This is a genomic window from Paenibacillus septentrionalis, from assembly GCF_042659865.1.
GTDB lineage: Bacteria > Bacillota > Bacilli > Paenibacillales > Paenibacillaceae > Pristimantibacillus > Pristimantibacillus septentrionalis.
Genome location: NZ_JBHSTE010000004.1, coordinates 110,899 through 135,679, shown reverse-complemented (window position 1 = coordinate 135,679; position 24,781 = coordinate 110,899). Strand labels below are relative to the sequence as shown.

Below are 24,781 nucleotides of genomic sequence, written 5' to 3'. Positions count from 1 at the left end.
GATGGCTACAAAAATTTTCGTTGGAAAACGCTCAGAAATTGATGTAAAGAGCTCACGCAAGCTGCGGATTGAAAATATCGACATCGCCCTCTTTCACCTCTCTGACGGTAGTGTACTAGCGGTTGAAAATAAATGTCCGCATAAGGGCGGATTGCTATCAGAAGGAATGGTTTGCGGCGGAAAGGTGCATTGTCCGCTGCATGACTGGAAAGTTGATCTACGAAGCGGCAAGGTGCAGGAACCAGATGAGGGCTGTGTAACAACATTCACGACAGAGGTCGATGAACAAAGCGGTGATATTTACATTACAATATAACCCGATTCATGATAGATAAAATCACTGCAGTAAATTGTAATTTTCTTCTTCAGTGAGAGTGAATCCCTACAAGAAAAGAGTGAAGTACTATGAAACCAACGATTCGGACCGTACATCGGTCACGCCTAGCGAACGATAGTCTTCATACAGAAGCTGCCGGCGGTATGAAGAGCAGCGGGTCTTCAGGACATGTGTCAATTATCGGAGCAGGACCAGGGGATCCCGAGCTGCTTACGGTGAAAGCGATGCGTGCCATTGAAGCTGCGGATGTCATTATGTATGACCGACTCGTGAACAAGGAGGTGCTGCAATATGCCAAGCCTGACGTTGAGCTTGTCTATTGCGGCAAAGCACCTAGCAAGCACGCTATGACTCAGACCGATATCAATGCTGCGCTTGTTCAGTATGCGTTTCAAGGGAAAAGGATTGTTCGGCTTAAGGGCGGTGATCCCTTTATTTTTGGGCGTGGTGGTGAGGAAGCTTTAGAGCTTGCAGCGGCAGGTATTGCTTATACGATTATTCCCGGCATAACCTCAGCTATTGGAGCAGCAGCGGCAGCTGGCATACCAATGACGCATCGCCATGTTGCGACGTCCTTTGCATGTGTAACTGGCTATCGCAGTCCTGACAATCACAAGCCAGTACGCTGGGATTTGCTTGCACACAGCGTCGATACACTTGCTATATATATGGGCGTTAGCCAGCTTGCTAGTATTCAACAAGAACTGCTGCAAGCTGGCAAAGCTGCCTCCACTCCAATTGCATTCATTGAACAAGGAACGTTGCCTGAGCAACGCATTATAATTGGAACATTAGGGGGAATGAACGAGCTTGCGAATACTAGCAAGCTGATCAACCCCTCGCTTATTATTATTGGTGATGTTGTTCGCATTCGCGAGCAGCTCCATGCAGCGATACTACATGCGCAAGAGCTTCGTCATATTGGCTAGTGCTTATCATACGGGCACATGAATTCGAAACAGGCCCCCACATGCAGCTTGATCAAGCATGTGGGGGCCTGTTCATATCGTTCATTTTGTTTAATATGCTTCACCGCGTTCTTATAGCTAGTTTTTATATGAATTCCCCACTAATTTAGTATGTATTACCAATATTGTGTCTATGGTAAATTTTTATGCAAGCGCTAACAAAGAACCGATCACAGCAGACATCCTTGTATATTCGTAATGCGCTTACGACTATTTAAGGGGGTATAATCTTGAAACATGTAAAGAAATTCATGCTGCTTACCGTTATGCTGCTAGCACTCACAGTACCTGCTGTTAGCTATGCATCTGAAGCTAATGAGGAGCCAGCACCCATTCAGCAATATGTGAACGACATGCAGCCTGGCTGGAATCTTGGCAATACGTTCGATGCTGTAGGTGCAGATGAGACAGCATGGGGCAATCCACGCGTCACACAGCAATTTATTGAAAATCTGGCGGATCAAGGCTTTAAGAGCATCCGCATCCCTGTGACCTTTGATCAAAGAATGTCTACTGCTTCAGACTTTACGATTGACGAGCAGTTTTTAAGCCGTCTGGATCAAGCCATTCAATGGTCGCTTGATGAAGGACTTTATGTCATGATTAATGTCCACCACGATTCCTGGATTTGGCTGGAGTCTGGCATGCAGCAAAATCATGATGAATCACTTGCTCGCTTTGAAGCTATCTGGACGCAGCTGGCAGATCGTTATAAGGACTATACGACAAAGCTCATGTTCGAAAGCATCAATGAGCCGCGCTTCTGGGGCTCCGAAGAAGAAAAGCAAACGTATTTGGATGAGCTGAACACCGCCTTCTATGAAATTGTCAGAAATTCTGGCGGAAATAACGCTGTTCGTCCAATCGTCCTGCCTACACTTGATACAGGAAGTGAGCAGCATAAAATCGACGCATTGTATGATTTCATCGTGAAACTTGATGATCCTAATGTGATTGCGACCATTCATTACTACGGCTTCTGGCCATTCAGCGTGAATATCGCTGGAGTTACAACATTTAATGAAGAGACAAAAAATGATGTCATCACTACCTTCAACAGAGCGTACGACAACTTCGTAGCGAAGGGGATTCCTGTCGTCATCGGCGAATTTGGTTTGCTTGGCTTTGATACGGATCTATATGCTATTCAACAAGGGGAAAAGCTGAAGTTTTTCGAATTCATGATCCATTACGCACAAGAAAAACAATTGACTCATATGCTTTGGGACAATGGTCAACATTTTGGTCGTCAGTCCTACCAGTGGTCTGATCAAGAGCTTTATGACATGATGAAAGCGAGCTGGGCAGGTCGTTCAGCTACAGCTGAAACCGACTCTGTCTTTATTAAAGGCAACAGCGCTATTGAGGATGTAGAGATCGAGCTTCAGCTTCATGGCAATCAGTTTAGCGCATTAACCCACCAAGGCAATGCACTCATTGCTAACGAGAATTATGTGCTAAATAGCAGCGTTCTGACATTGAAAGCAAGCCTGCTTGAGGAGCTTACATCTCAAGGTGAGCTAGGCAGAAATGCAGAGCTGACGATTGAGTTCAACCAAGGTAAAGACTGGAAGCTGTTTATCATTACGTATGACACACCTGTACTAGGCAGCGCAAGCGGCACAACAGAGCAATTCCATATTCCTGTTGCATACAATGGCGATCAGCTGGCTACGATGGAAGCGCTATACGAGGATGGCAGCAATGCAGGCCCGCAGAACTGGACCTCCTTCAAGGAGTTTGCGTATACGTTTAAGCCTGATTACACCAACAACACCTTAACGTTAACGAGCAACTTCTTTAACGAGGTTAATGATGGCAACGTTAAGCTTAAGCTGCATTTCTGGAGCGGAGAGCTGCTTGAATACACGATTACGAAAAATGGAACAGCTGTTATAGGCTCCATAACCCCGCCATATCGCGATATCGCTTCTCACTGGAGCTTTGCGGGTGTCGCTCGCGCAGCTGAGCTAGGCATTGTGACTGGCAATACGGATGGCTCATTCCATCCTGATCAGGCGCTAAGCCGTGCTGATCTCGCAGTTATGATTGGACGCGCACTGCAGCTGCGAGCAGACACTACCAACGAGACATTGTTTGCAGATGAGGCTTCGATCCCAGCCTATGCCAAGTCCTTTATTACACAGCTTGCTCAGCTGCAGATTATTAACGGCTACACGGATGGCTCATTCCGTCCGAAGCAGCACGTTACACGTGCGGAGCTTGCCGTTATTATTGCTCGTGCACTGAAGCTGGAAGGCCCAGCAGCAGCGAGCTATCCGGATCAAGCCAGTATTCCGTCATGGGCTCAAAACGAAATCGCACTGGTTACTGATCTGAAGCTGATGAATGGCAAGGCAAATGGTCATTTTGATGCTACCGCTTCTACAACTCGAGCTGAGGCTGCTACCGTCATGGTTCGCGTCGTTGACTATTTAGCAGCAGCTAGCAATCAACAGGATTCTCAACAATAAGCGGTTGCGCATTAATATTGGGACTATTTAATATAGACTAAAATAATAAGGTTGGACCCGTTTCTCGGTCCAACCTTTTTACGTCCTGCCTATCGACTATTATTGCAGTCTTTTCTTAACTTTAAAGTAGATCTGATAGGGTTCATAGCCAATGTCCCGAATTCGTTTGAAATGGATACCCGGGTCCTGATTGACGGTTTTAAAGAAGTATCGCCAACTCCCCCATTCGCGCTCATTTTCCATTTCAATCTCTGAAGCAATATTATCGCTCTCTGTATAGAGTATTCTTTCCTTCTCACACACACCTGCAAGCACTTCCGGCCCGTAGCGAAAAGCCCCCATGCTTTCATCGTCTGGAAGTGAAATAAACCGAATGCCAATTGGCAAAAGGATACTGATCTTGTCTCCGTCCTTCCATGTTCGCTTCAGCTCATAAAATGTGCTACTATCGGTTATTTTGCCTTGCTGCTCCTCATTGACATAGATCACTGCCTCAGACATAATCCATTCAGGGATTCTTAAGTTCAGCGAAAATGTTATCGGTGATTGAGTACGTACAACGACATCATATTTACGATAGGACGGCATATTTTCATGAGAAGCCGTAATATCATTAATCTCTTGATAGCCTGCTGTATTGGATGAGTTAAGCAAGCTTCCGCTCATCCGATCCTGAGTCTGGATAATTCGAATTTCCTCACCGTCTACTTTGGTTGTCAACTCAGAGTCTACATATTGACAGAGAAATAGTTGATCTTCCGATTGATAGTAAATCCCTCTATTCCATGCAGCATTGGCCTGCACCATCGAACCATGACAGCAAAAAAAGCTATCGGTCTCTGAGCTCCAATCCTTGCTCAGTCCAGCCTTCATCGGCAGGAAATACGTTAGCAGACCTTGTCCTGGATGACCGTGCTTGTTGCCCGTCAAGTAGTATTCCTGATAGTAGGCCTGCGCCATTAAACCATTGTAATTGTTATATTCGATATATTGCATGTAAGCAGGATCGCCTGTATGACGAAATAAAAACTCAGCCGTTCGAATCATATTGTATACTGTACAATGCTCTTGATTTTTGTCACCAAGCCGAGCCTTCATTTTCATTTTAGGCATCCAAACCTCTCCTGCAGTTTGACCTCCTGTAGCTAGATAGCCTCTCTCTGTTACCGCACAGTTCCAGTACGCTTTCACGATGTCCAGCCACCTTGACTCTCCGGTTACCTCGTATGCTCTGGCGCAGCCAAGCACCTCTGGAATAGTTGTATTCGCATGCATATTCGTCAGAGGGTCCTTGCCTTCGAGCAGCGGCTTAAACAATCTGCTTCGATAATAACGTTCAAGCAAAATTTTATATTTCTCGTGACCTGTAATATGCAGCAAGTCTGCCCATACCTCAAGCATCCCGCCTGTTTCGACATCTAATATATCGTCAAATTTTTCTCTGGAAAATTTACCGCTCCATTCAAAAAACCAATCAGCAAATCGATCCGCGATTTCTAGAGCCTTTTGATTTTCTGCATACACGTAGGCATCTACTAGACCCATCAATATTTTATGGAGGTTATATTGCGGTGCCCATATCCATTTTCCAGATGCAATCCAATGCAAATATTTTTCCGGGATCGGACCGATCCATTCTCCCCCGTTATCCTTTTGACATTCAACTAGCTCGTCAATTATAACATCGAGCTTTACCTTTAGCTCCTTATCTCCTGTTTCGAAATAATGAAAGGCCGCCGCACTCATCCAATGCCCTAGAAAGTGTCCTCGTAGCTGGCACACAGGCGATTCCCAGCCGCCATGCGCCCCTTTCGGTATTCCTCTTCCAGAAAACCTTCCAGCCTCTACCTTATAATTAAACAACAAATGCTCACTTTCCAGCTTCATCAAATATGAACGGTTTGCAGCTTCCCTGCGCTTTAATTCTCCCTCTCGAATAGCAACCTGTTTCCCTTTCAGCTCTTGTAACAAAACTATTCCCCCCTCCATCAACTCATACTCATACTCATACTCATACTCATACATCACATTGTAAGAAAACGTAAGCATGAGATAAACCTTAGTAATTATTGTTATGTACGAGAGCTGCAGTCATTAAAAAATGCACCTCATTCATTAGCCTTAGGCTAACGAATGAGGTGCATGAAGAAATCATTATTTGTTTATAGCTTGTTTATAGCTAGCCTGTTGCCACGGTACATGCATGCTGCATTAACGATCCGCCAGCTTTTCCATAACAGAGCGCAGCTTTTGCTCGGACGAGCTTTCCTTGTCGCGGCGGTCATCAATTTTCACCGATGTAGACACCCGCTGTGCACCTGATAGGAACGGTGCTTCGTGAAGTGCAGCAATCGCCTTCCATACATGCTCCAGCGGTCCTTCAATAATCGTACTCATCGATGTTAACGTGTATTGAATTCCTTCTTGCTTTTGAAGTACCCGTTGCAGCTCGGCTACATAAGGACTAAGGCTCGTGCTGCCTGTACCGATCGGGATAATGGTCACTTCAGCAATTGCCATACTATATCGCCTCCTACACCCTCTACTTTAACGCTACAACATACGAAAGTAAAGAACTCAAAAAAGCCCGTTATCGTTTGTTATACAAACGATAACGGGCTTGCTCACATCGAGATTCACGATCAACATAGATTGCGAAACCATTATGCTTCAATAGCCAGTTTAACAACTTCAGCAGGCTGCTTTTTCACCTCGATAAATTGCAGCACTAAGCCTTTTTTCTGCTTAATTGTAAAAATAAATCCTTCGTGGTTAATCACTTTATTGACATCCAGATCGGTATTCTGTGCGAAGATCCAACCGCCTAACGTATCAACGTTTTCATTTTCCAAAGGAATCTGAAGCAGCTCTGATACCTCTTCCAGCAATACCTTAGCATCAATAATATAATGGCCTTCACTTACCGCTCGTATATGTGCAACTTCATCACCGTCAAACTCGTCTCGAATCTCTCCGACAAGCTCTTCAATAATGTCCTCCGCTGTAACGAGACCTGAGGTTCCGCCATATTCATCGACCAGTATTGCCATATGAATGCGTTCCTTCTGCATTTTTTGCAATACTTCCTTGATCGGTGTCGTTTCGATTACACTAATAACCGGCTTAATAAACTTGGTTAGGTCGAAGGATGATCTCGCTCTGTCCGGGTTCTCAAGCCCGCGAATCAAAAAGTCTTTAATGTTGAAAAAGCCGATAATATTGTCTCGGTCCCCATCATAAATCGGGTAGCGCGTGTATTTTTCCTGAGATACACGCTTCAAAATTTGCTCATACGGTGTATCTATATCAAAAGCAACCATCTCTGTTCGCGGAATCATAATTTCACGAGCAAGACGATCGTCAAATTCAAACACATTGTTTACAAATTTCATCTCGCTATTGTTAATTTCACCTGATTTATTGCTTTCAGCAATCAGGAGGCGAATTTCTTCCTGTGTATGCGTCACTTCATGCTCGCTTACTTGCTTCAAGCCAAACATGCCGACAAGTATACGTGCTGAACCATTTAAAAACCAAATGAACGGGAATAATAACTTATAGAACAGCATGATCGGTTTAGCAAAAAGCAGCGTAACCGTCTCTGCCTTCTGAATAGCGACTGTTTTCGGAGCAAGCTCACCTACTACAACATGCAAAAATGTTGCAATTAGAAACGCTGCACCAATCGTAAATACCGAAATCAGACTCGTCGGCAAGCCTACCGCTTCGAACATCGGATGCAAAATGAACTCAAATGTTTTTTCGCCGACCATACCAATCCCTAGAGCTGTTACGGTAATCCCTAACTGACAGGCAGATAAATACTCATCCAAATGAGAGGTTACATGCCTAGCAGCTTTTGAGCCCTTGCGGCCTTCAGCGACAAGCTGATCAATTCGTGAGCTGCGCACCTTAACGATCGCAAACTCTGTCGCTACGAAAAATGCAGTTAATGCAATTAATATAATAAAAATAATAATGTTAATCGTTGTTCCCAATTAGTTGTCTTACTTTATATAAAGTAAGACTTCACCTCCTACAATATGATTATTTGATCTTACGTACTGACGCAGATCGATCATATTGCAGAGCTGACCGTTACGTTAAGGAAATTGTTAAAGATGGGCTACCTCATTTATCCCGTATTAGCCAGCTGTTGCAAATGATTCGTCTTGCGCCTTCATGCGAACGAAACCTGCAACGACTAGCTTACAGTAATGAAGCTTATCCTTCCCACTGCTCTTCCCCCTCATCTATTAAACTGAATTAAATTGAAACACTTGATTACTTATAGTGACTATTTACGCAGCACAGACTATCTGGTTGCATATTTTTCATCAAGCATAATGATCTGCCATACCCATTCAGTATGACGAACCACTATCTATTCATTATAAATGATATTCGCTTCAAGAACATCAATTCTATAGAATTCATCGATTGAAATTTTCTGTCAATTATCTACATGACTTTTATTTACTCGAACCTATAGCTTCACACGCTGCAAGCGAAGCGCATTGAGTACAACAGAAACTGAACTGAATGCCATCGCAGCGCCAGCCACCCAAGGTGCCAACAAGCCTGCTGCAGCTATTGGAATACCAAGCGTATTGTAGGCAAATGCCCAAAATAGGTTCTGCTTAATATTGCGCATCGTTTTACGGCTCATTACGATTGAATCTGCAATACTCTGCAAATCACCGCGAATCAACGTAACATCAGCTGCTTCAATCGCAATATCAGTGCCCGTGCCAATTGCCATGCCAATATCTGCAGTTGCAAGCGCCGGCGCATCATTGATGCCATCGCCAACCATCGCTACCTTTTTTCCCTGCTGCTGAAGCTTTTTAATTTCTTCAGCTTTTCCTTCTGGCAGCACACCTGCAATTGTATGATCAACTCCAACCTGAGTGCTAATCGCTTCGGCTGTTCGAATATTATCACCAGTAAGCATTATAACCTCCAGGCCCATTGCCTTAAGACGCTGGACAGCAGCCCTTGAAGTCTCCTTAACCGTATCAGCAACTGCAATCAATCCAGCATAGCTGCCATTCAAGCCGATCAGCATCGCTGTTTTCCCTTCGTATTCAAGTGCGGTCATCGCTTCCTCCGCTGCTGCATAATTGACGTTGTGCTTCTCCATAAGCGAGCGCGTCCCTACTAGCAGCTGCTGTCCCTGAACAACCGCTTCAATCCCATACCCGGGAATCGCTTGAAACTGCTCTGATTGAGCTGGTTGTATCCCTCTTGCAGCCAATCCTTCGACAATCGCTTGCGCAAGCGGATGCTCGGATCGCTGCTCAGCACCCGCTACTAATGCCAGCAGCTGATCTTCCGCAAGTCCTCCTTGAGGCAATAGCTGAATATCAGTCAGCTCAGGTCGTCCATTCGTAACGGTTCCTGTCTTATCCAATACAATCGTGTCAATCTGACCGGTTGTTTCCAGGAAAGCGCCGCCCTTGAATAGAATACCAAGCTCTGCTGCTCGTCCAGACCCTGCCATTATCGAGGTTGGCGTAGCCAACCCAAGCGCACAAGGACAAGCAATAACGAGCACCGTAATAAATACCTCAAGCGCCTGCGTAAACTCACCAGGCTTTATCATTGTAATCCAGACGATGAACGCAACTACTGCAATTGCTACAACAATTGGTACAAATATGCCGGATATTCGGTCAGCAAGCCGCTGAATCGGCGCTTTGGAGCCTTGCGCTTCTTCAACAACTTTAATAATTTGCGCCAGAACGGTGTCTTTGCCAACGCGAGTCGCTTTCATCTTGATAAAACCGTTTCGATTCAGTGTAGAGCCGTATACCTGGTCATCTACCGTCTTATCGACAGGTATGCTTTCCCCCGTCAGCATCGATTCATCAATCGCAGTGCTGCCTTCTACAACAATCCCGTCAACCGGAATCTTTTCACCCGGTTTTACAATCAGCCAATCGCCTTGCCTTACATGCTCCAGCGGAACGACAAGCTCAATCCCATCTCGCACGATTGTCGCATGCTTCGCCTGCAGACCAAGCAGTTTTTTAATCGCTTCCGTTGATCTGCCCTTTGCCTTTGCTTCGAACAGCTTGCCCAGCAAAATTAATGTAATAATTACAGCGCTCGTCTCAAAGTAAAGCTGCGGTGCATGGTGCGCGCCATTCGATATGATAGCCTGATAGACGCTATAGCCGTATGCCGCTGAGGTCCCCATTGCAACGAGTACATCCATATTGGCGCTGCGATTGCGCAGTGCACGATAAGCACTGACATAAAACGGCCAACCAATAATAAATTGTACAGGCGTTGCAAGCGCCATCTGTACCCACGGATTCATAAGCATATCTGGCACATACAAAAACGAAGTAAATGAAAAATGTCCAATCATCGTCCATAGCAATGGCAGTGACAACATTGCCGAGAGTATAAATTTGCGCTGCTGAAGCTTGATCGCCTGATTGCGGTGATCTTCATTCTGACCTTCCTCCTGCCGAAGCTGCGCTTTATAGCCAAGCTTCTCTACTGCTGCAATAAGCTGAGCAGGATCAAGCTCGCTGCTAGAATACTCAATGCTTGCTCGCTCCAGTGCCAGATTCACATGAGCAGAAGCGACACCATCAAGCTTATTAAGTCCTTTCTCGATACGGGCTGAGCATGCCGCACATGTCATGCCTGTTATATCTAGCTCAACATGCTGCTTGGCTACACCGTATCCAAGTGATGTGATGCGCTGCTCCAGCTCGTGAGCTGTAATGTGTTCAGGGTTGTAGGAAACCGTAGATGTTTCCAGTGCCAGATTCACAGCTGCTTCAGACACACCCTCAAGACGATTCAAGCCCTTTTCAATTCGCAGCGCACAAGCCGCACAGGTCATCCCTGTAATGTGAAACGTTAGCTCCTTCTCCTGCTGACTACTCAAGGTCTTCATCTCCTCATACCACATGGGGGTATATTGATATGCAAAATATAGAGTGCACAAGGCACTCTACGTTATGTTCTTCTCATCTTGGATTAGTGATATTCGCTTATTGTCTATACGACAGTATAGCCTTGATCATCGATAACAGCTTCAATCTGAGCGCGAGATACCTTCGCTTCATCATATACAACGTCAACCTTGCCATCTGCAAGACTTACCTTCACTTGATCAACACCTGCAATCGCTCCAACATTGCGCTCAATTGATTGTACGCAGTGATTGCAGCTCATTCCTTGTACCTTCAATGTTACCTCTGCCATTTGTTATTCCTCCCTTATCGTAGCGTATCTTATTTCAACTATGACTATACGTTATTTTTTCATTAGCTTTTGAATGGTGATGAGCAGCTCATCAAGCACCGCTTCATCGCCTTCACCAAGACGATCAACGACACAGCCCTTGATATGACCTTCAAGCAAAATTTTAGCTACACTATTCAAAGCAGATTGCGTAGCCGCAAGCTGAGTAATCACATCATCGCAATAAACATCTTTTTCGATCATGCCCTTAATGCCGCGAATTTGACCTTCCACTCGATTAAGCCGCGTAATCATATCCTTTTTTACTTTATCTGGATGATGGCTCTTTCGACATGCTGCATCATCGCCATGATGCCCGTGATGATCGTGATGATTTATTGCTTCTGCTTCATGTACCGACTTTTGCTCGTTATGCATCTTGATCGACCTCCTAACTTAATAGTAAGTATACTATACCCATGTAGGGTATGTAAAGAGGTGATATTATTCTTTTTCTATACACAAAAACGCCGCATGCCGACTGTATTCCAGCTCATATCGACAAGTGACGCTTTATATTACGCTCTTACACTTTCGTTAATGAACGATTAACTCGAGCGGACCATATGCCTAAAGCAAGTATAACAACCGTTATAGCAATGGTTATACTTAATGTCTTCCAATAGTAATCGTTTAGTTGATCATTGGCCGTCAGCATAACGCCATAGTTGACAAGCTTCCATGGAGAGATGTGCCAGTAGCTTCCTAGCAAAGAGTCAATCATACCTCCGATCGGAATAAGGATGATCGCGATTGTTGCAGCAACACCTGTACTAAAAGCTGCGCTCAAGGCAACCGTTACTGCCATGACAAACAATAGCCATACAAAGTATGTCCCAATAATCGTTGCACCAGCCTGAAGCGATATGCCTCCATATAGAATGCTCGTATAATACATGCTCCCAGCGTAGCCTAATAATGCGCTAACACCTGCAACCAGCGTTGAAACTAGCCACTTGCTCATTACAATCGCAGTTGCAGATACTGGCCTTATATAGATTAGCGTAGCCGTTCCATTGCTTCGCTCTCGACTAATTGACCCAATAAATACAGCAATAATCACAATAACTCCAGTCAGCTGAAACTGACCAGTCGAAGCCATCAGCACATCCAGCGGCTGAAGCGCCAGACCTACAATTTCAATGCCCTCGGGCATATTGCCGACAGCCTGCAAAATATCTTCCATATAATAATTCATTAACGGATCACTAACACCAAGCAATATAAAAACAATTGGAATCCATATCAGCTTAAAGCTGCGCCAGCTTTCTCTTAATTCCTTAACGAGCAATATCTGCAGCGAATTCATGCGCACCAGCCACCTTCTTGAATATTTGATCTAATGAAGCGCTCTCTCGTTCTACTTTCAAAATATCGAACGACGTTTTCGACAGCAGGCTCATCAACGTATTCAATGTCGGCAGTTCCTCGGTAATTGGCATGGTTACCCTGCTGCCATCTCTTTTTCCTTGGGCACCATGAAGCTCAACAAACGATTCTGCTTCCTGCTCGCTTGCAAATACGATCATGTACTGAGGATCTGCATAGCGCTGCTGAACCTCGAGCAGCGTGCCTTGCTCTACAAGCTTGCCTTCTTTCATAAACAATACTTGATCGGTCATTTTCTCAGCATCATGTAAAATATGTGTGGAATACAGAATCGTCGTTTGCTGCTGGAGCTCCTTCAGCAGCTCCATGATCTCTGCACGTCCAAGTGGATCAAGTGCAGATACGGGCTCATCAAGCAGTAACAGCTTGGGCTCATGAATAATCGCCTGTGCAATACCAAGCCGTTGCTTCATTCCTCCTGAGAAGGTTGACGTCTGCCGCTTCATGTCCTTGCCTAGGCCTACATATTCTAGTATTTTCTCACTGCGTTTTCTTGCTTCTCTTGCAGGTATGCCGCTTAGTCCCGCAGCCATCTCAACATATTCTATCGCTGTCAGCCATGAGTAGAACGTTGGATATTGCGGCAAAAAACCGATATGCTTGCGAATATCACCACTTCCATTCAGCTGCACCGAGCCGCTTGTTGGGGTTAACAAGCCTGTTATCATGGACATAGTCGTTGTTTTGCCCGCTCCGTTGGGCCCAATTAATGCTGTAGCTGTGTTAGGCTCAAGTGAAAAGCTTAGTTGATCTACACTTGTTTTGCTTCCATACTTTTTCGTAAGTGCTTCTACACGCAATAGAGTCATGATTGTTTTCTCCCCACAATAAAGTAAATGATCGAGCCAAACATGCCGCTTACTAATATAATGACTAGCCACATCCACTTGGGACCTCGTGTTTCTTGGGAACGCACAAGATCAATAATCGCGATAAGCATGAGTATAAATTGAATCACGATAACGGGAAGCAGTAAATCCCAGCGAATCGTTGCAAGCTCGCTCATGTTATTTCTCCTCCTTCAATTGAAGCACATGCTTCAAATTCGTAATAATCGCTTGAAATGCAGGCTCCTCTTGCAAGTCCGCAAAACCAGGATCGTAGAGCAAATTGTTTACTATCCCCTGCTTGATGGAATGTTCATCGCGCGGAGCCTGAGAGCCCAGTTGAATATGCTTTGCAATCCAATCATCAATCAAATAAAAATACGAATCGCCACGAAGCTGAAATGGCAGCTCCAGCTTGCAGCATGTACGGTAATACTGCTCCAGCATGTGCAGCGCCTCTTTTTTTCGATGCTGCTTCATGTATCCAGATGCTGCTTTATAATAAAATACGAGACTAAGATTGACGTTCAGCGCTTCAATCCCGAATAGCTGCAGCAGCCCCTCAATACGGTGAATCGAAGCATCAAAATGCTCCTTATGATCAACCTCAAGCATCAAATTTTCAGTGGCAGTCGAAACAAGAATAATCATATATTGATACATGCTTGCTTGGACAACAACCTTCGCCCTTTCTTGATCACCTAGCGCCACATGGGCATGAGCAATTAACAGCTCGGAGCCATACTGAATCGGGACATCCTCTCCCAAAAAGGTCAGCAGCTCCTGAGGTTTGCCCGTTAACAGTAAAACATATGCCTGAATCATCCTCGCCTCATTCGTTAACCGGTAGTCATCACCATGATCAATAGCTCGATCACACAGCTCAACAACGCGTTCCAGCACCTGATTTGGCTCAGGCGCCTTCACATAATAATTCAGATAGAGCTGAGCGATCATAACGAGAAACGGATAACAGGCATAATATTCATGAACCATAGCCTCAATATCTGTCTGCACTTGCTCAAATGACTCCGAGCCAAGTCGCTTGGCAAATTCGGCATACAGCTTGTTCATAGCTTCCCTCGTCAATTGCGGATTATAGCCGAGTAAATCATCTATCGTAATGTTCAGCAAGGTCGCAAGTCTCGGCAGCAGCGTCAGCTCGGGATAGCTTACACCTTGCTCCCATTTTGAAACAGCCGCGCTGGATACCCCGACAAAAGCGGCAACATCAGCCTGTGTCATGCCGAGCTGCTTACGGCGACTACTGAATATCTCTGCAAATTTTAATCGATGCATAAGATTCGCTCCCTTCTTTATAAGCATAATTCGATTCCGTTGAATACGCTATCGATTATTTGTTATCTTTTGTCCGAACATTCAACCATTGGTTGAATCGAGCACAAAAAATCACCGCCTTTTCTTGCGACATGTCATTATGAAGCGTGTACTTCTGACAAGTCTAACAAATCGAGCGGTGATTTTGATGCTGTACATCCTGTACAGATACCTAACGATTATTTCCTTTTAGAATAAATGTGCTTAAATCAGCTTGAAGCTGCTGTGACATATGTAGTAATTGCTGCATCTCATCAAAACAACAATATCTTAGAAAACAGGCAACAAAAAAACACCTTTTCAGGTGCTTCACATTAACAGCCTGCTCAATAGGTTAAACATAAACTTTAAAACCTTCAGTACATATCCTAGCCCGCCAAGCCACCATAGTATAGTAAACAGGAGCAGAACGACTAGACATGTGCCACACCCAAAGCTTTCAGATGTAAAAGCGCCCCATATTAAAAGGAATAATATCACGATCACGATGATCCATATCATACCGCTTCCACCTCCACCACTGACATCATACATTATTTTCCAACCACTTACAACTACATAAAAAAGCTTGCAGAGCAGCGGCTCTACTATCCGCTAAATCTGCAAGCCTTGCAGCATGCTTATCGAAATGATAGTTATTGCTCGTTCAGTGATGGCATCTAACGCATCGGCTCGTTGAAGCTGACTACGACTTCATACGCATGAGACGCATGCTATTCAAGGTTACAGCGAGCGTTGCCCCAATGTCCGCAGCTATCGCGATCCACAGCGTCAGCCAGCCCGGTATCACTAGCAGCAACGCCAGCAGCTTAATACTAATAGAAAATGCTATGTTGCTTTTAATAACACGCAGCGCCTTGCGGCTGAGCTTTACGGCAAATGGAAGCTTGCTTAGATCATCTGCCATTAACGCAACATCCGCTGTTTCCATCGCCGTATCTGTGCCAGCGCCTCCCATTGCAATTCCTACTGTAGACGCAGCTAATGCAGGCGCATCATTCACCCCGTCTCCGACCATTGCGACTTTGCCATACTGGTCCTTCAGCTGCTTCACAATACGAAGCTTATCCTCTGGCATCAATTCGGCTTCAACAGCGGATACGCCTGCTTGCTGTCCAATCGCATGTGCCGTGCTGCGAGCATCGCCTGTCAGCATGACGGTATGCGCTATCCCTAGCTCACGAAGCTCATCAAGCACTTGCTTGCTTGAGGTACGAAGTTGATCAGCTACGGCGATTAATCCAAGCACTCTATTCTCAATTCCGGCAAGCATTACTGTTTTCCCTTGCAACTGGAGCGCATCAATTTTCTGCTGAAGCGCTGACGGCAGCTGCACAGCCAAATCCTCTGCGAACCACTTGGGACTGCCTACATAAAACCACTTATCATAGACGTGTCCACGGATCCCTTTGCCCGTTACCGCTGAAAACGCTGTGATCTCCAGATCATGGTGAAGTGCATGCATGTCATGCGCCTTGCCTATTATCGCAGCAGCAAGCGGATGCTGGGAACGATGCTCCAGTGCAGCTATAACAGCTAGCAGCTGCTTGGGATCAGTATCCTCATCTACGACCTCATACTCCGTTACTTGGGGATGACCTTCCGTGAGCGTTCCCGTTTTATCGAATGCAACAGCACGAAGCGCCCCGATCTCTTCTAAATATATGCCGCCTTTTATCAGCACTCCCTGCTTTGCTGCATTGCCAATCGCAGAAACAATAGATATAGGGGTCGAAATGACGAGCGCACAAGGGCAGCCTACAACAAGCACCGCGAGCCCTTGATAAACCCAAGTCGACCACGCCCCATCAAATAATAGCGGCGGCACGATTGCGACCAATGCCGCAATCACAATAATAGCCGGCGTATAGACCCGAGCAAAACGGTCGATAAAGGCTTGTGCCGGCGCCCGATCTGCCTGTGCATCCTCAACAAGATGAATGATGCGTGAAATCGTCGTATCCTCAGCGCGCTTCGTAATACGAACCTCAAGCCAGCCTTCGCCATTCAAGGTTCCTGCATAAACCTCATCGCCAGACGCTTTTGCTGCTGGAAGCGACTCTCCTGTAATAGCGGCCTGATTCACGGCAGATTGGCCATGAATGACGATACCATCCATTGCAATCTTCTGCCCTGGCTTAACGAGCATAATATCACCGATTTCAATATCCTCTACTGGAATTGTCAGCTCCTGCTGACCGCGTCTAATTTGCGCTTCCTTAGGTGCAATATCCATTAGCTCGCGAATCGATTGTCTGGCGCGTTCCATTGAATAGCGCTCCAGCGCCTCACTGACAGCAAACAAGATGACAACAACGGCTACTTCAGCCCACTCGCCAATGATGGCACCCCCAATAACCGCAACAGTCATCAGCGTCCGCATATCAAAATCTAGACGAAGCAAATTGGCAATCCCTGTTCTAAGCAGCGGTAAGCCGCTAATGAGCGTTGCAGATAAAAATAATAAGATCGTAATCAGATTGTGCTCGCCGTTTGTGCCGTATGAGATATAACCGAGCACAATAAGCAGCACCGAATATAGCAGTACGTGATAGGTTTGCCAAAATGGCTTCTTTCTCAGTTCTTCGCCTTGGTCGGAGGATACCTTGGCGGATCGGCGCATGTGTGCTGGTTCATCAGCTTTAATTTTTAACGATTCAAAGGCTCCCGCCTGCTCAAGCTGAGCAATCGACACCTCTCCTGCGACTGAAATTTTTGAAGCACCAAAATTAACTTTGGCATCCTGAACACCTTCAATCTGCTTAACATTGCGTTCAAATTTGCCTGCACAATTCGCGCATGTAAAGCCTTCTACCCGATAAGATCGGTAAGTTGCCTCATGCTCATTCAACTTGCTCATGCTGCTTCAACTCCTTGTTGTGCTCTAAAGCAATTGTCATCAAAGAACGAATATGCTCATCATCAAGTGCATAAAACGCAAGCTTGCCCTCCTTGCGAAACTTTACGAGCCCTCTTTTGTTCATAGCACGCAAATGATGTGAGGTGGTCGCTACAGAAGCACCAATAATATTAGCCAAATCGCAGACGCATAGCTCCTCGCTTTGGCACAGCGCATATATGATTTTAGAACGATTGACGTCTGATAGCGCCTTAAACAGCTGGGCAACCATTTCCAGCTCCTCAAGTCGCATGGACGATTGAACCTCTTGTACCTTTTCCTCGTTATAGCAATAAATCTCGCACTGACTCATCCCATTCCCCTTGTCATTCAAATGTGTATTTGAATATAAATATAGCCTTCTTCATTTATATATTCAAGTGATGATTAGAATGATAGTTGTCTATTTCCTCTCTTTTTCCAACATAGGTAGGCTTTCCTAATTTATCAGGTTCATACTGTGATGCTGGTCAATCGTATCGCAGGCATAAAAAAAGACCTCCTCACGTGACGATTCGGCTTCACCTTACAGCAAGCCAAATGTTCACCTGGAGAGATCTCATTTCGCGTTATCCAATACCATCTTCACCTAAACGGTGCTGAGCTTTTTCTTAGCATTAGCTTCGGTTCAATCACCGTATGTTTTTTTACTTTTTCCCGATTCATTAATTTTTGCAGCACTCGAATCGCTGTCCGCCCGAGCTCGTTGGCCTCTTGCGATACGGTCGTAATTTCAGGAATAAAATGATGAGCTAGCGGGATATCGTCAAAACCAACGATTGACATATCATCGGGGATAAACAAGCCATGGTCAACTGCTGTTTTAATTGCACCAATTGCAACGAAATCATTGATACACATTACAGCTGTTGGCTTTTTTCTCAGCTCCAGCAGCTTATGCATCAGCCCACGGCCTGAATCAATAGAGAAGCTGTCCGGCAAAATCCATTCCTCGCGTACCTGGAGACCTGCGTCCTTTAACGTTTTCTTAAACGCGCGCAGCTTATTGGAGGTCGTGCTCATATGCATCTCTCCGCCCAGAAAAGCGATATGCTCATGCCCGTTATCAATCAGATGCTGGACTGCCATGCATGTTCCCGCATATTCATCTGTCGCCACCCGCGTGATGGCATTGCCTTTTACCGTTCCGTTGATTAAAACTGTAGGAATCGTATTGGCGTGCTGAATCAACTCCTGATCAAGCGTCTCATTCCCATTTCTCAAGTTGATTCGCCCGCCAAGAAAAATCATTCCGTCTACACGCTTTTCACGCATAATACTCAAATATTGAGATTCTTTCTGATAATCACCAACCGAGTTTGTCAATAAGAAGGTATGGCCGGTCGTCAATGCTTCCTGCTCTGCACCAGACAGAACCTCAGTATAAAAAGGATTGGTTAGATCGGGAACGATAATTCCGATAATGCCAGTTTCTTTTTTTAACAAGCTGCGCGCCATTGCGTTAGGCTGAAATTGATACTGCTGAATCAGTGCTTCAATTCTCTCGCGTGTAGAGTGCTTTACTGGGGCCGTTCCATTGATGACTCTTGATACAGTAGCTACTGATACATTAGCGAGCCTGGCGATATCGTATATCGTGATTTGCTTCATCATTCATAGCTCCTCTGTACATAGTTCCTATTCTTATAGAAATTATAGCAAAGAGTGCTATACAACAACATCACTATTGATTCAAGTTCAGAATTAATGTTAGGCTCGTGCCTATATGCAGCCTCATCCAACATTAATACGGCTAATAAGTTAGCATGCGAATGATTAACCAGTCTAGTTTTGAGGTTAAAAGAATACGATCTTCTACACTTCCTTGCGCTGCAAATAAATAAAGCCGATTGCAAAAAACAGCACGAAGCTTCCACCGACTACTGTTAGCAGTTGCTGCCACGGAACATAGAATAGATCAACTTCATCGCCCGTCACGTACATCATAAGAAACGGCTGACCCCACGGATAATAAGGCGCAACTTTTTCTGAGTTCAGCACAAGCATCGTCGGTATTGTAAAAATAACATTGACTGCAAATGGAGCTGCCAATGATTGAAACAGCGTTGACAGCCAGAGCATCAAGGCAATAAGTGGAAGCGTCGCTACCCAGCCGCCAATAATGCCGCGCAGCAGCAGCTCGGTCGGAAAAGGCTCTCCATATTGCTTCAGGTAACCAACAAGCAACAAGGCAAGCAATACGAGCAGCTGCATACATAGCGTCAGCATGCTGACAACGGTAAACTTCGCGACATAAACACGGCCTCGAGTCGTTGGCAGGGCAAACAGCTGCTTCCAGCCGCCAGATTGATGCTCATAGCGGCAAATCAAGGTTGCCAGCACGCCCGTCATAAGCGGCAAAAACATCACAGCATAGGCCATATTGGCATACATTGCAGCATAAAGATACTTCGATCCGCTCAATTCTTCTGTATCTATATTAGTATTCCAAGCTACCATAAACACAATAGCTGGAGCCAATAGAATAAAAGGAATTATATTGGTTTTCCATAGCTTAAACCATTCCACACGCAGCAATGCTCCCATCAGCTCACGTCCTTTCTGCAGAAGTGCAGCATGCCCGCCATAAATAGCAGCAAGCCACCGCTTATGCCAAGTGCTACGTTAATGAAAGGGTTCTCCCATTCATTGGCTAGCGTTGGCCATTTCCAAATCATCCAATCCGGCAATAATACGGGCACCATTGATAAAATGACACCGACGACTCCAATACTTACGGTAATACCTTGGTTGCTGTTTGCTACCGCAATCCACAAATGGAAAGCGATTAGAGCTTGAGAAGCAAGCCACGGATAAAGACTCGTCTGTAAAATGCTCAGCCATGGAATATCGTCGCCTAAGCCGAGCGTCAAGCCATAGACAAGCGTTCCTATCGCTAATACGATGGAGGAAACAAGCAGCAAGCAGGAGGCGATTAAGTATTTGGACAAGTAGACCGCCGATCTACGCACCGGCAACGCCAGCCACTGCTTCCAAGCGTTCGTGTAGCCTTCTATGCTTGCCATCATTGAGGTCAAAATAACAATCCCTAGTGTCAGTGCCATTGAGCTTAAGATAAGCACACTGTCTAGGTACAGCTGCCAATCATCATCCGTAAGCGATAATAGATAGTCTTTACGCAATTCAAAATTGACCATCGTCAAGCCAATCACGCCGATCGGACCTAGAAAGGCAAGAAACCACAATCCTTTTCGTTTAATTTTCATCCATTCTGAACGAAGCAGTTTGTTAAGCATTACAAACTCACCCCATCCGTCATGCCTAAAAAGATCTGCTCCAGCGTTTGTTTTCTTTCTTCTACACGGTAGATCTCATGTCCCTGATGAACGAGCAGCGATACTGCATCCGATACACTTCGATTCGAGCAATTGCCTAGTGAGATATACTCCTCCTCTACAGTAGCAGCAAGCTCAAGCTGCTTAAGCTTAATCGCGGCCTGTTCTAAGTCGCTGCACTGAATATTAATGGTGGATTCCGCCAGCTTACGAAGATTGGACATTCTATCCTGATAAATAAGCTTGCCTTTGGAGACCACGCCGACAGCTGTAGCGATTTGATCAATTTCAGACAATAGGTGACTGGATATAAGCACCGTCATGCCGTATTGCTTCGGCAAGCTTTTGATTAGCTCGCGAATTTCAATAATGCCGGAAGGATCGAGCCCATTCGTAGGTTCATCCAATATGAGCAGCCTCGGCTTATGAAGCAATGCTGCCGCGATGCCTAATCGCTGCTTCATACCAAGAGAGAAGCCCTTGACCTTGCGGTGTGCAGCCTCGGTAAGTCGTACCGTTTCCAGCACCTCAGTTATCCGTTTTTGCGGTACGCCGACAAGCTGGCGGATGACATTCAAGTTTTCATAGGCAGTTAGATGCGGATAGTAGGACGGATTCTCAACAAGCGAACCTACCTGCCGCAATATATCAAGCTTATGCTTATTCAGCTGCTTGTCAAAAATGCGAACACTGCCGCTAGTCGGCTTCATTAAGCCAAGCAGCATGCGGATCGTTGTCGTTTTACCCGCTCCATTCGGTCCTAAAAATCCGTAAATCTCCCCTTCTTGAATCGACATATTGATATGGTCTACTGCATGCTGCTTCTGAAAAGTTTTCGTTAATTGTTCCGTTTGTATAATCATACTCATCGTTTTCCTCACCTCGAAAGTCAGTATAAAGGCGCAAGGTTAAAGTACGGTGCGAGGCAAGGTTAAATTTTGTTTAAATTGCAGACTGCAGCATGTGCTCGAAGAATAGATATCTCCATTAGCAATAAGGTTGATAAAACGTCAATAAATAAGAGGTCGTTCAGAAAGTCAAATTACATCGACTTTCGAACGACCTCTTTTCTTTTGTGATCATTCTATCGCTCGAAAACGATCGTCGCTTTCTAGCTACTCGTGCTTAACCCATAGGGATGGCGAAGCTCGACAACAAACTGACGATCCCGATGATAGCTCGTCCACGTTAAGCCCATTCCTTCCACCATCATATCTACAATTGACAGGCCTATGCCTGCACCTTTTTGAGCCGTATTGCCGTCCATTCCAGCACCGCGATCCACAATACGTATGACATCAAAGCCGCTGAAGGCCTCCGTTTCAATCGCTACATATCGTCCTTCCTTGGCGTGTCGGAGTACATTTTGCAGCAAATTATCGATGATGCGCTTCATCCAGATCGGATCGACCTGCCAGCTCGCCTGATCAAGTGGCTCCAGCTTCATCTCGATCTCAAAGCCCTCCTGCTCAAACACTGCATACCATGCTGCTACATGCTCCCGCAGAAAGCGATGCATATGCAGTTCCTGCGGCTCGTAACGATATTGCTCGCTCGAAAGCAGTGTATAGGCAAGCAGGTTATCGACTAATTCATCAATATGGCGAACGGAGCTGTCGAGTGCTGTGAGGGCCGAGCTCCCTTCAGCAGGCAGCTCGAATTTGCTGACGGTATAGGCATTGGCTCGCAGCTTCGTTAACGGCGTGCGTATATCATGCGACAAATTCGCAATCAGCTCACGGCGAATTCGCTCTTCATCCAGCTCACGTCTACGGCTTTCGCTTAGTTCTCCTACCATGCGGTTAAAAGCGTGCTCTAGCTGCCCAATTTCATCCGATTTTTTTACCGTAATCGGCACTGGCAATTCATCATTATTTCTTGTGCTCATAGCACGCTGCAAGCGCAGCAGTCGCTTGCGAATTTGACGAAAAAATAAATAGGAGATTACAATGAACCACACTACGACGATGGTAACTCCAATCAGCATCCAGATTCCAAACCGATCTATCATATCTATCGCTGGCGGCTGAAATACATAACGTGGCAGCTCAATGACAGCAAACCCCTTATCCACTTCACCGCTAATGAAGGCCACTACTGTATAGGGATCATTCCCATAGCTTTCTTTCATATAGGATATGGTATAGGTCGATGTCCACTGTTCAGGCAGCTCACGCTCGATGCCGAGTGTATCCATTAGCTGTCCTTGACCATTAACCCAAAACATTGCGGCTTCGGGATATTTTTTCTTCCAAGTGCTGAATACTAGATCAATTTCCTCTGGCTGGTCTGAGACGATCCTTAACGAACCATGCCAGCTCTGCTCGACATCTACGTACTTCGGTATATCACTATTCTCTTGCTGATTCGATATGCCTGTAAATACAATTACAACTAAAAGGTACGAAAGCTGAAATAAAACGAGCGCGACGAGTATAATCAGCATGTACTTGGACTGCAGGGAGCTAAACCACTTTCTTCTCATAGCTTCACCCGATAGCCAATCCCGCGTATCGTTTCAATGATCGTTGGCTGTGATGGATCAAGCTCAATCTTTTCGCGCAGGTAGCGAATATGCACCATAAGCGTTTTGTCTCCCTCGATGTAGCTCTCGCCCCACACCTGCTCATACAGCTGCTCCTTGGTCAAGATTTGATTCAGGTGGCGTAAAAAGCATTGAAACAGGTGAAACTGCTTGCCTGTCAGCAGCACTTCTTCATTTGTTATTATATTGACGATATGCAGCTCCTTCGGATGAATACGCAAATGCTGCAGCTCTATCATTTGCTCATGCTTCTGAAAACGACGCAGCAGCACTTCAATACGCGCAGCAAGCTCATCAGGGTGAAACGGCTTAGTCACATAATCATCAGCAAAGCTTAATCCTTCCAGCTTATCCTCAACCGCTGTGCGAGCGGATAACATAAGGATCGGTAACGTGCTGTTTTCCCGCTTTAGCCGTTTGCCTACGGAAAAGCCGTCCAAGCCTGGCAGCATCACGTCTAATATCGCAAGATCAGCTTGATTCGCGTGTGCTTCTGCTCCTTCTCCTGACTTAAGCCATGTCACCTGATAGCCTTTGCTTTCTAGCTCATTCGACAGCCATGTGCCGATTTCCTGATCATCCTCTATGTACAACAAGTGTGGCATAGTATTCATCAACTCCGTTCTTATCCGATAGAGTCATTATAGCCTACACCTTTTCCATCCAGCAATGAGACTCTAGCGTTCATCGCTGCGGAGCAAAACATTCCTCCAGTCGCTTTACTCACGTCCGTTTTTCGGAATTGCTTTGCTCCATTGCTGTTGTTTTTATAGTTTTCAGGATCAGGCATTGGCCTGAATGTAATGATCAATCTGCATATGCGCATCCGCTACGTCATGGCTATGAGCGATGCTCACAAGAGCAGGCTTTAATTCACGCACAATGCTTCCGCTTCTAACCGCTTCTGCCATGTTGGCCGTAAACATTTTCATCGGCTTTTGCAGACGTCCTCTTTTCGATGTGAATAAATCTCCACTAATCAGCACATTGTCCTTCGTATGATAGTAAACGACATGACCCGGTGAATGTCCTGGCGTATGGTAGGGCACCAAATCTTGAATAACAGACAAGTGACCTTGCTCATCAGTTGGAAGGGGCTGAATGATGCCCTCTGGCAAAAGCTTTTCCCGCGCCTTTCTGCCAGGGAACGGCTCCTTCCCTTCAATATACACATGCTCTAGTGAGTGGGCATATACAGGTATATCCTTCTGAGCTAGTATCGGCTGAACCCCTCCAATATGATCAGAATGACCGTGAGTAAGCAGAATTGCCTTCACTTCACCGAGCTTCTCTGCCTCCTGCAATATACGCTTGCCCATATGCGCCATTCCTGAATCGATAATATAAACACCATCATGACATTGAACAAGCCATGCGCTCATTTTGAATATCGCCCATGTCTCAAGCTTTGTAATGTGTGGTGATAGTTTTCGTACTTTCAT

Annotated in this window: 22 protein-coding genes; 3 read left to right on the top strand and 19 right to left on the bottom strand. The window is 45.5% G+C overall.

The annotated features are described in order from the left end of the window. Nucleotide 1 precedes the first annotated feature (1 nt). The 3 genes from nirD (at nt 2) to ACFP56_RS12410 (ending at nt 3,779) form a co-directional block, all read left to right on the top strand. Complete coding sequence (nirD, locus tag ACFP56_RS12420; protein ID WP_379234890.1) at nt 2–316, top strand: nitrite reductase small subunit NirD; 315 nt, start codon at nt 2–4, stop codon at nt 314–316. A gap of 164 nt (nt 317–480) precedes the next feature. Next, nucleotides 481–1,266 (top strand): uroporphyrinogen-III C-methyltransferase, encoded by a 786-nt coding sequence (gene cobA / locus ACFP56_RS12415; protein ID WP_379235885.1) that lies wholly within the window; start codon nt 481–483, stop codon nt 1,264–1,266. A gap of 269 nt (nt 1,267–1,535) precedes the next feature. Beyond that, a complete protein-coding gene (locus tag ACFP56_RS12410; protein ID WP_379234888.1) occupies nt 1,536–3,779 on the top strand; it encodes a cellulase family glycosylhydrolase in 2,244 nt (747 codons plus the stop codon). A gap of 99 nt (nt 3,780–3,878) precedes the next feature. On the opposite strand, the gene ACFP56_RS12405 is transcribed toward ACFP56_RS12410, so the two are convergent. The 19 genes from ACFP56_RS12405 to ACFP56_RS12315 form a co-directional block, all read right to left on the bottom strand. Continuing rightward, on the bottom strand, nt 3,879–5,750 hold the full coding sequence (locus ACFP56_RS12405) for a beta-L-arabinofuranosidase domain-containing protein (protein ID WP_379234886.1): 1,872 nt from the start codon (nt 5,748–5,750) through the stop codon (nt 3,879–3,881). A 240-nt stretch (nt 5,751–5,990) separates the two neighbouring features. Continuing rightward, nucleotides 5,991–6,299, bottom strand: coding sequence for an MTH1187 family thiamine-binding protein (locus tag ACFP56_RS12400; RefSeq protein ID WP_379234884.1), 309 nt, complete (start codon nt 6,297–6,299; stop codon nt 5,991–5,993). A 143-nt stretch (nt 6,300–6,442) separates the two neighbouring features. Further along, nucleotides 6,443–7,777, bottom strand: a complete 1,335-nt coding sequence (locus tag ACFP56_RS12395) for a hemolysin family protein (RefSeq protein WP_379234882.1) — start codon at nt 7,775–7,777, stop codon at nt 6,443–6,445. 488 nt (nt 7,778–8,265) lie between these two features. Then, nucleotides 8,266–10,686, bottom strand: coding sequence for a heavy metal translocating P-type ATPase (locus tag ACFP56_RS12390; protein WP_379234880.1), 2,421 nt, complete (start codon nt 10,684–10,686; stop codon nt 8,266–8,268). Nucleotides 10,687–10,799: 113 nt separating this feature from the next. Then, nucleotides 10,800–11,006: a copper chaperone CopZ gene (gene copZ, locus ACFP56_RS12385; protein ID WP_379234878.1), complete on the bottom strand. Its 207-nt coding sequence runs from the start codon at nt 11,004–11,006 to the stop codon at nt 10,800–10,802. 51 nt (nt 11,007–11,057) lie between these two features. After that, nucleotides 11,058–11,423, bottom strand: a complete 366-nt coding sequence (locus tag ACFP56_RS12380; protein WP_379234876.1) for a metal-sensitive transcriptional regulator — start codon at nt 11,421–11,423, stop codon at nt 11,058–11,060. A gap of 148 nt (nt 11,424–11,571) precedes the next feature. Next, nucleotides 11,572–12,354 (bottom strand): ABC transporter permease, encoded by a 783-nt coding sequence (locus ACFP56_RS12375; RefSeq protein ID WP_379234874.1) that lies wholly within the window; start codon nt 12,352–12,354, stop codon nt 11,572–11,574. After that, nucleotides 12,326–13,243 (bottom strand): ABC transporter ATP-binding protein, encoded by a 918-nt coding sequence (locus tag ACFP56_RS12370; RefSeq protein ID WP_379234872.1) that lies wholly within the window; start codon nt 13,241–13,243, stop codon nt 12,326–12,328. The genes ACFP56_RS12375 and ACFP56_RS12370 overlap by 29 nt, the downstream gene beginning before the upstream one ends. Then, on the bottom strand, nt 13,240–13,440 hold the full coding sequence (locus ACFP56_RS12365; RefSeq protein ID WP_379234870.1) for a PLD nuclease N-terminal domain-containing protein: 201 nt from the start codon (nt 13,438–13,440) through the stop codon (nt 13,240–13,242). Before ACFP56_RS12365 ends, ACFP56_RS12370 begins: the two co-directional genes overlap by 4 nt. A gap of 1 nt (nt 13,441) precedes the next feature. After that, a complete protein-coding gene (locus tag ACFP56_RS12360; protein WP_379234868.1) occupies nt 13,442–14,560 on the bottom strand; it encodes a helix-turn-helix domain-containing protein in 1,119 nt (372 codons plus the stop codon). 724 nt (nt 14,561–15,284) lie between these two features. Next, nucleotides 15,285–17,459: a heavy metal translocating P-type ATPase gene (locus ACFP56_RS12355; RefSeq protein ID WP_379234866.1), complete on the bottom strand. Its 2,175-nt coding sequence runs from the start codon at nt 17,457–17,459 to the stop codon at nt 15,285–15,287. Continuing rightward, nucleotides 17,443–17,811: an ArsR/SmtB family transcription factor gene (locus tag ACFP56_RS12350; RefSeq protein ID WP_379234864.1), complete on the bottom strand. Its 369-nt coding sequence runs from the start codon at nt 17,809–17,811 to the stop codon at nt 17,443–17,445. The genes ACFP56_RS12355 and ACFP56_RS12350 overlap by 17 nt, the downstream gene beginning before the upstream one ends. Before the next feature lie 272 nt (nt 17,812–18,083). Next, on the bottom strand, nt 18,084–19,109 hold the full coding sequence (locus ACFP56_RS12345) for a LacI family DNA-binding transcriptional regulator (RefSeq protein WP_379235883.1): 1,026 nt from the start codon (nt 19,107–19,109) through the stop codon (nt 18,084–18,086). Between the two features lie 204 nt (nt 19,110–19,313). Further along, entirely contained in the window at nt 19,314–20,045 is a 732-nt protein-coding gene (locus ACFP56_RS12340) for an ABC transporter permease (protein WP_379234862.1), read from the bottom strand. Next, nucleotides 20,045–20,755: an ABC transporter permease gene (locus ACFP56_RS12335; RefSeq protein WP_379234860.1), complete on the bottom strand. Its 711-nt coding sequence runs from the start codon at nt 20,753–20,755 to the stop codon at nt 20,045–20,047. Before ACFP56_RS12335 ends, ACFP56_RS12340 begins: the two co-directional genes overlap by 1 nt. Beyond that, complete coding sequence (locus ACFP56_RS12330; protein ID WP_379234858.1) at nt 20,755–21,663, bottom strand: ABC transporter ATP-binding protein; 909 nt, start codon at nt 21,661–21,663, stop codon at nt 20,755–20,757. The genes ACFP56_RS12335 and ACFP56_RS12330 overlap by 1 nt, the downstream gene beginning before the upstream one ends. Nucleotides 21,664–21,905: 242 nt before the next feature. Further along, nucleotides 21,906–23,279 carry a HAMP domain-containing sensor histidine kinase gene (locus ACFP56_RS12325; RefSeq protein ID WP_379234856.1) on the bottom strand — a complete coding sequence of 458 codons (1,374 nt, stop codon included), beginning with the start codon at nt 23,277–23,279 and terminating at the stop codon, nt 21,906–21,908. Further along, the gene (locus ACFP56_RS12320) at nt 23,276–23,944 is read right to left on the bottom strand and encodes a response regulator transcription factor (RefSeq protein WP_379234853.1); all 669 of its coding nucleotides are present in this window, start codon (nt 23,942–23,944) and stop codon (nt 23,276–23,278) included. Before ACFP56_RS12320 ends, ACFP56_RS12325 begins: the two co-directional genes overlap by 4 nt. A 177-nt stretch (nt 23,945–24,121) precedes the next feature. Continuing rightward, on the bottom strand, nt 24,122–24,781 hold the full coding sequence (locus ACFP56_RS12315) for an MBL fold metallo-hydrolase (protein ID WP_379234851.1): 660 nt from the start codon (nt 24,779–24,781) through the stop codon (nt 24,122–24,124).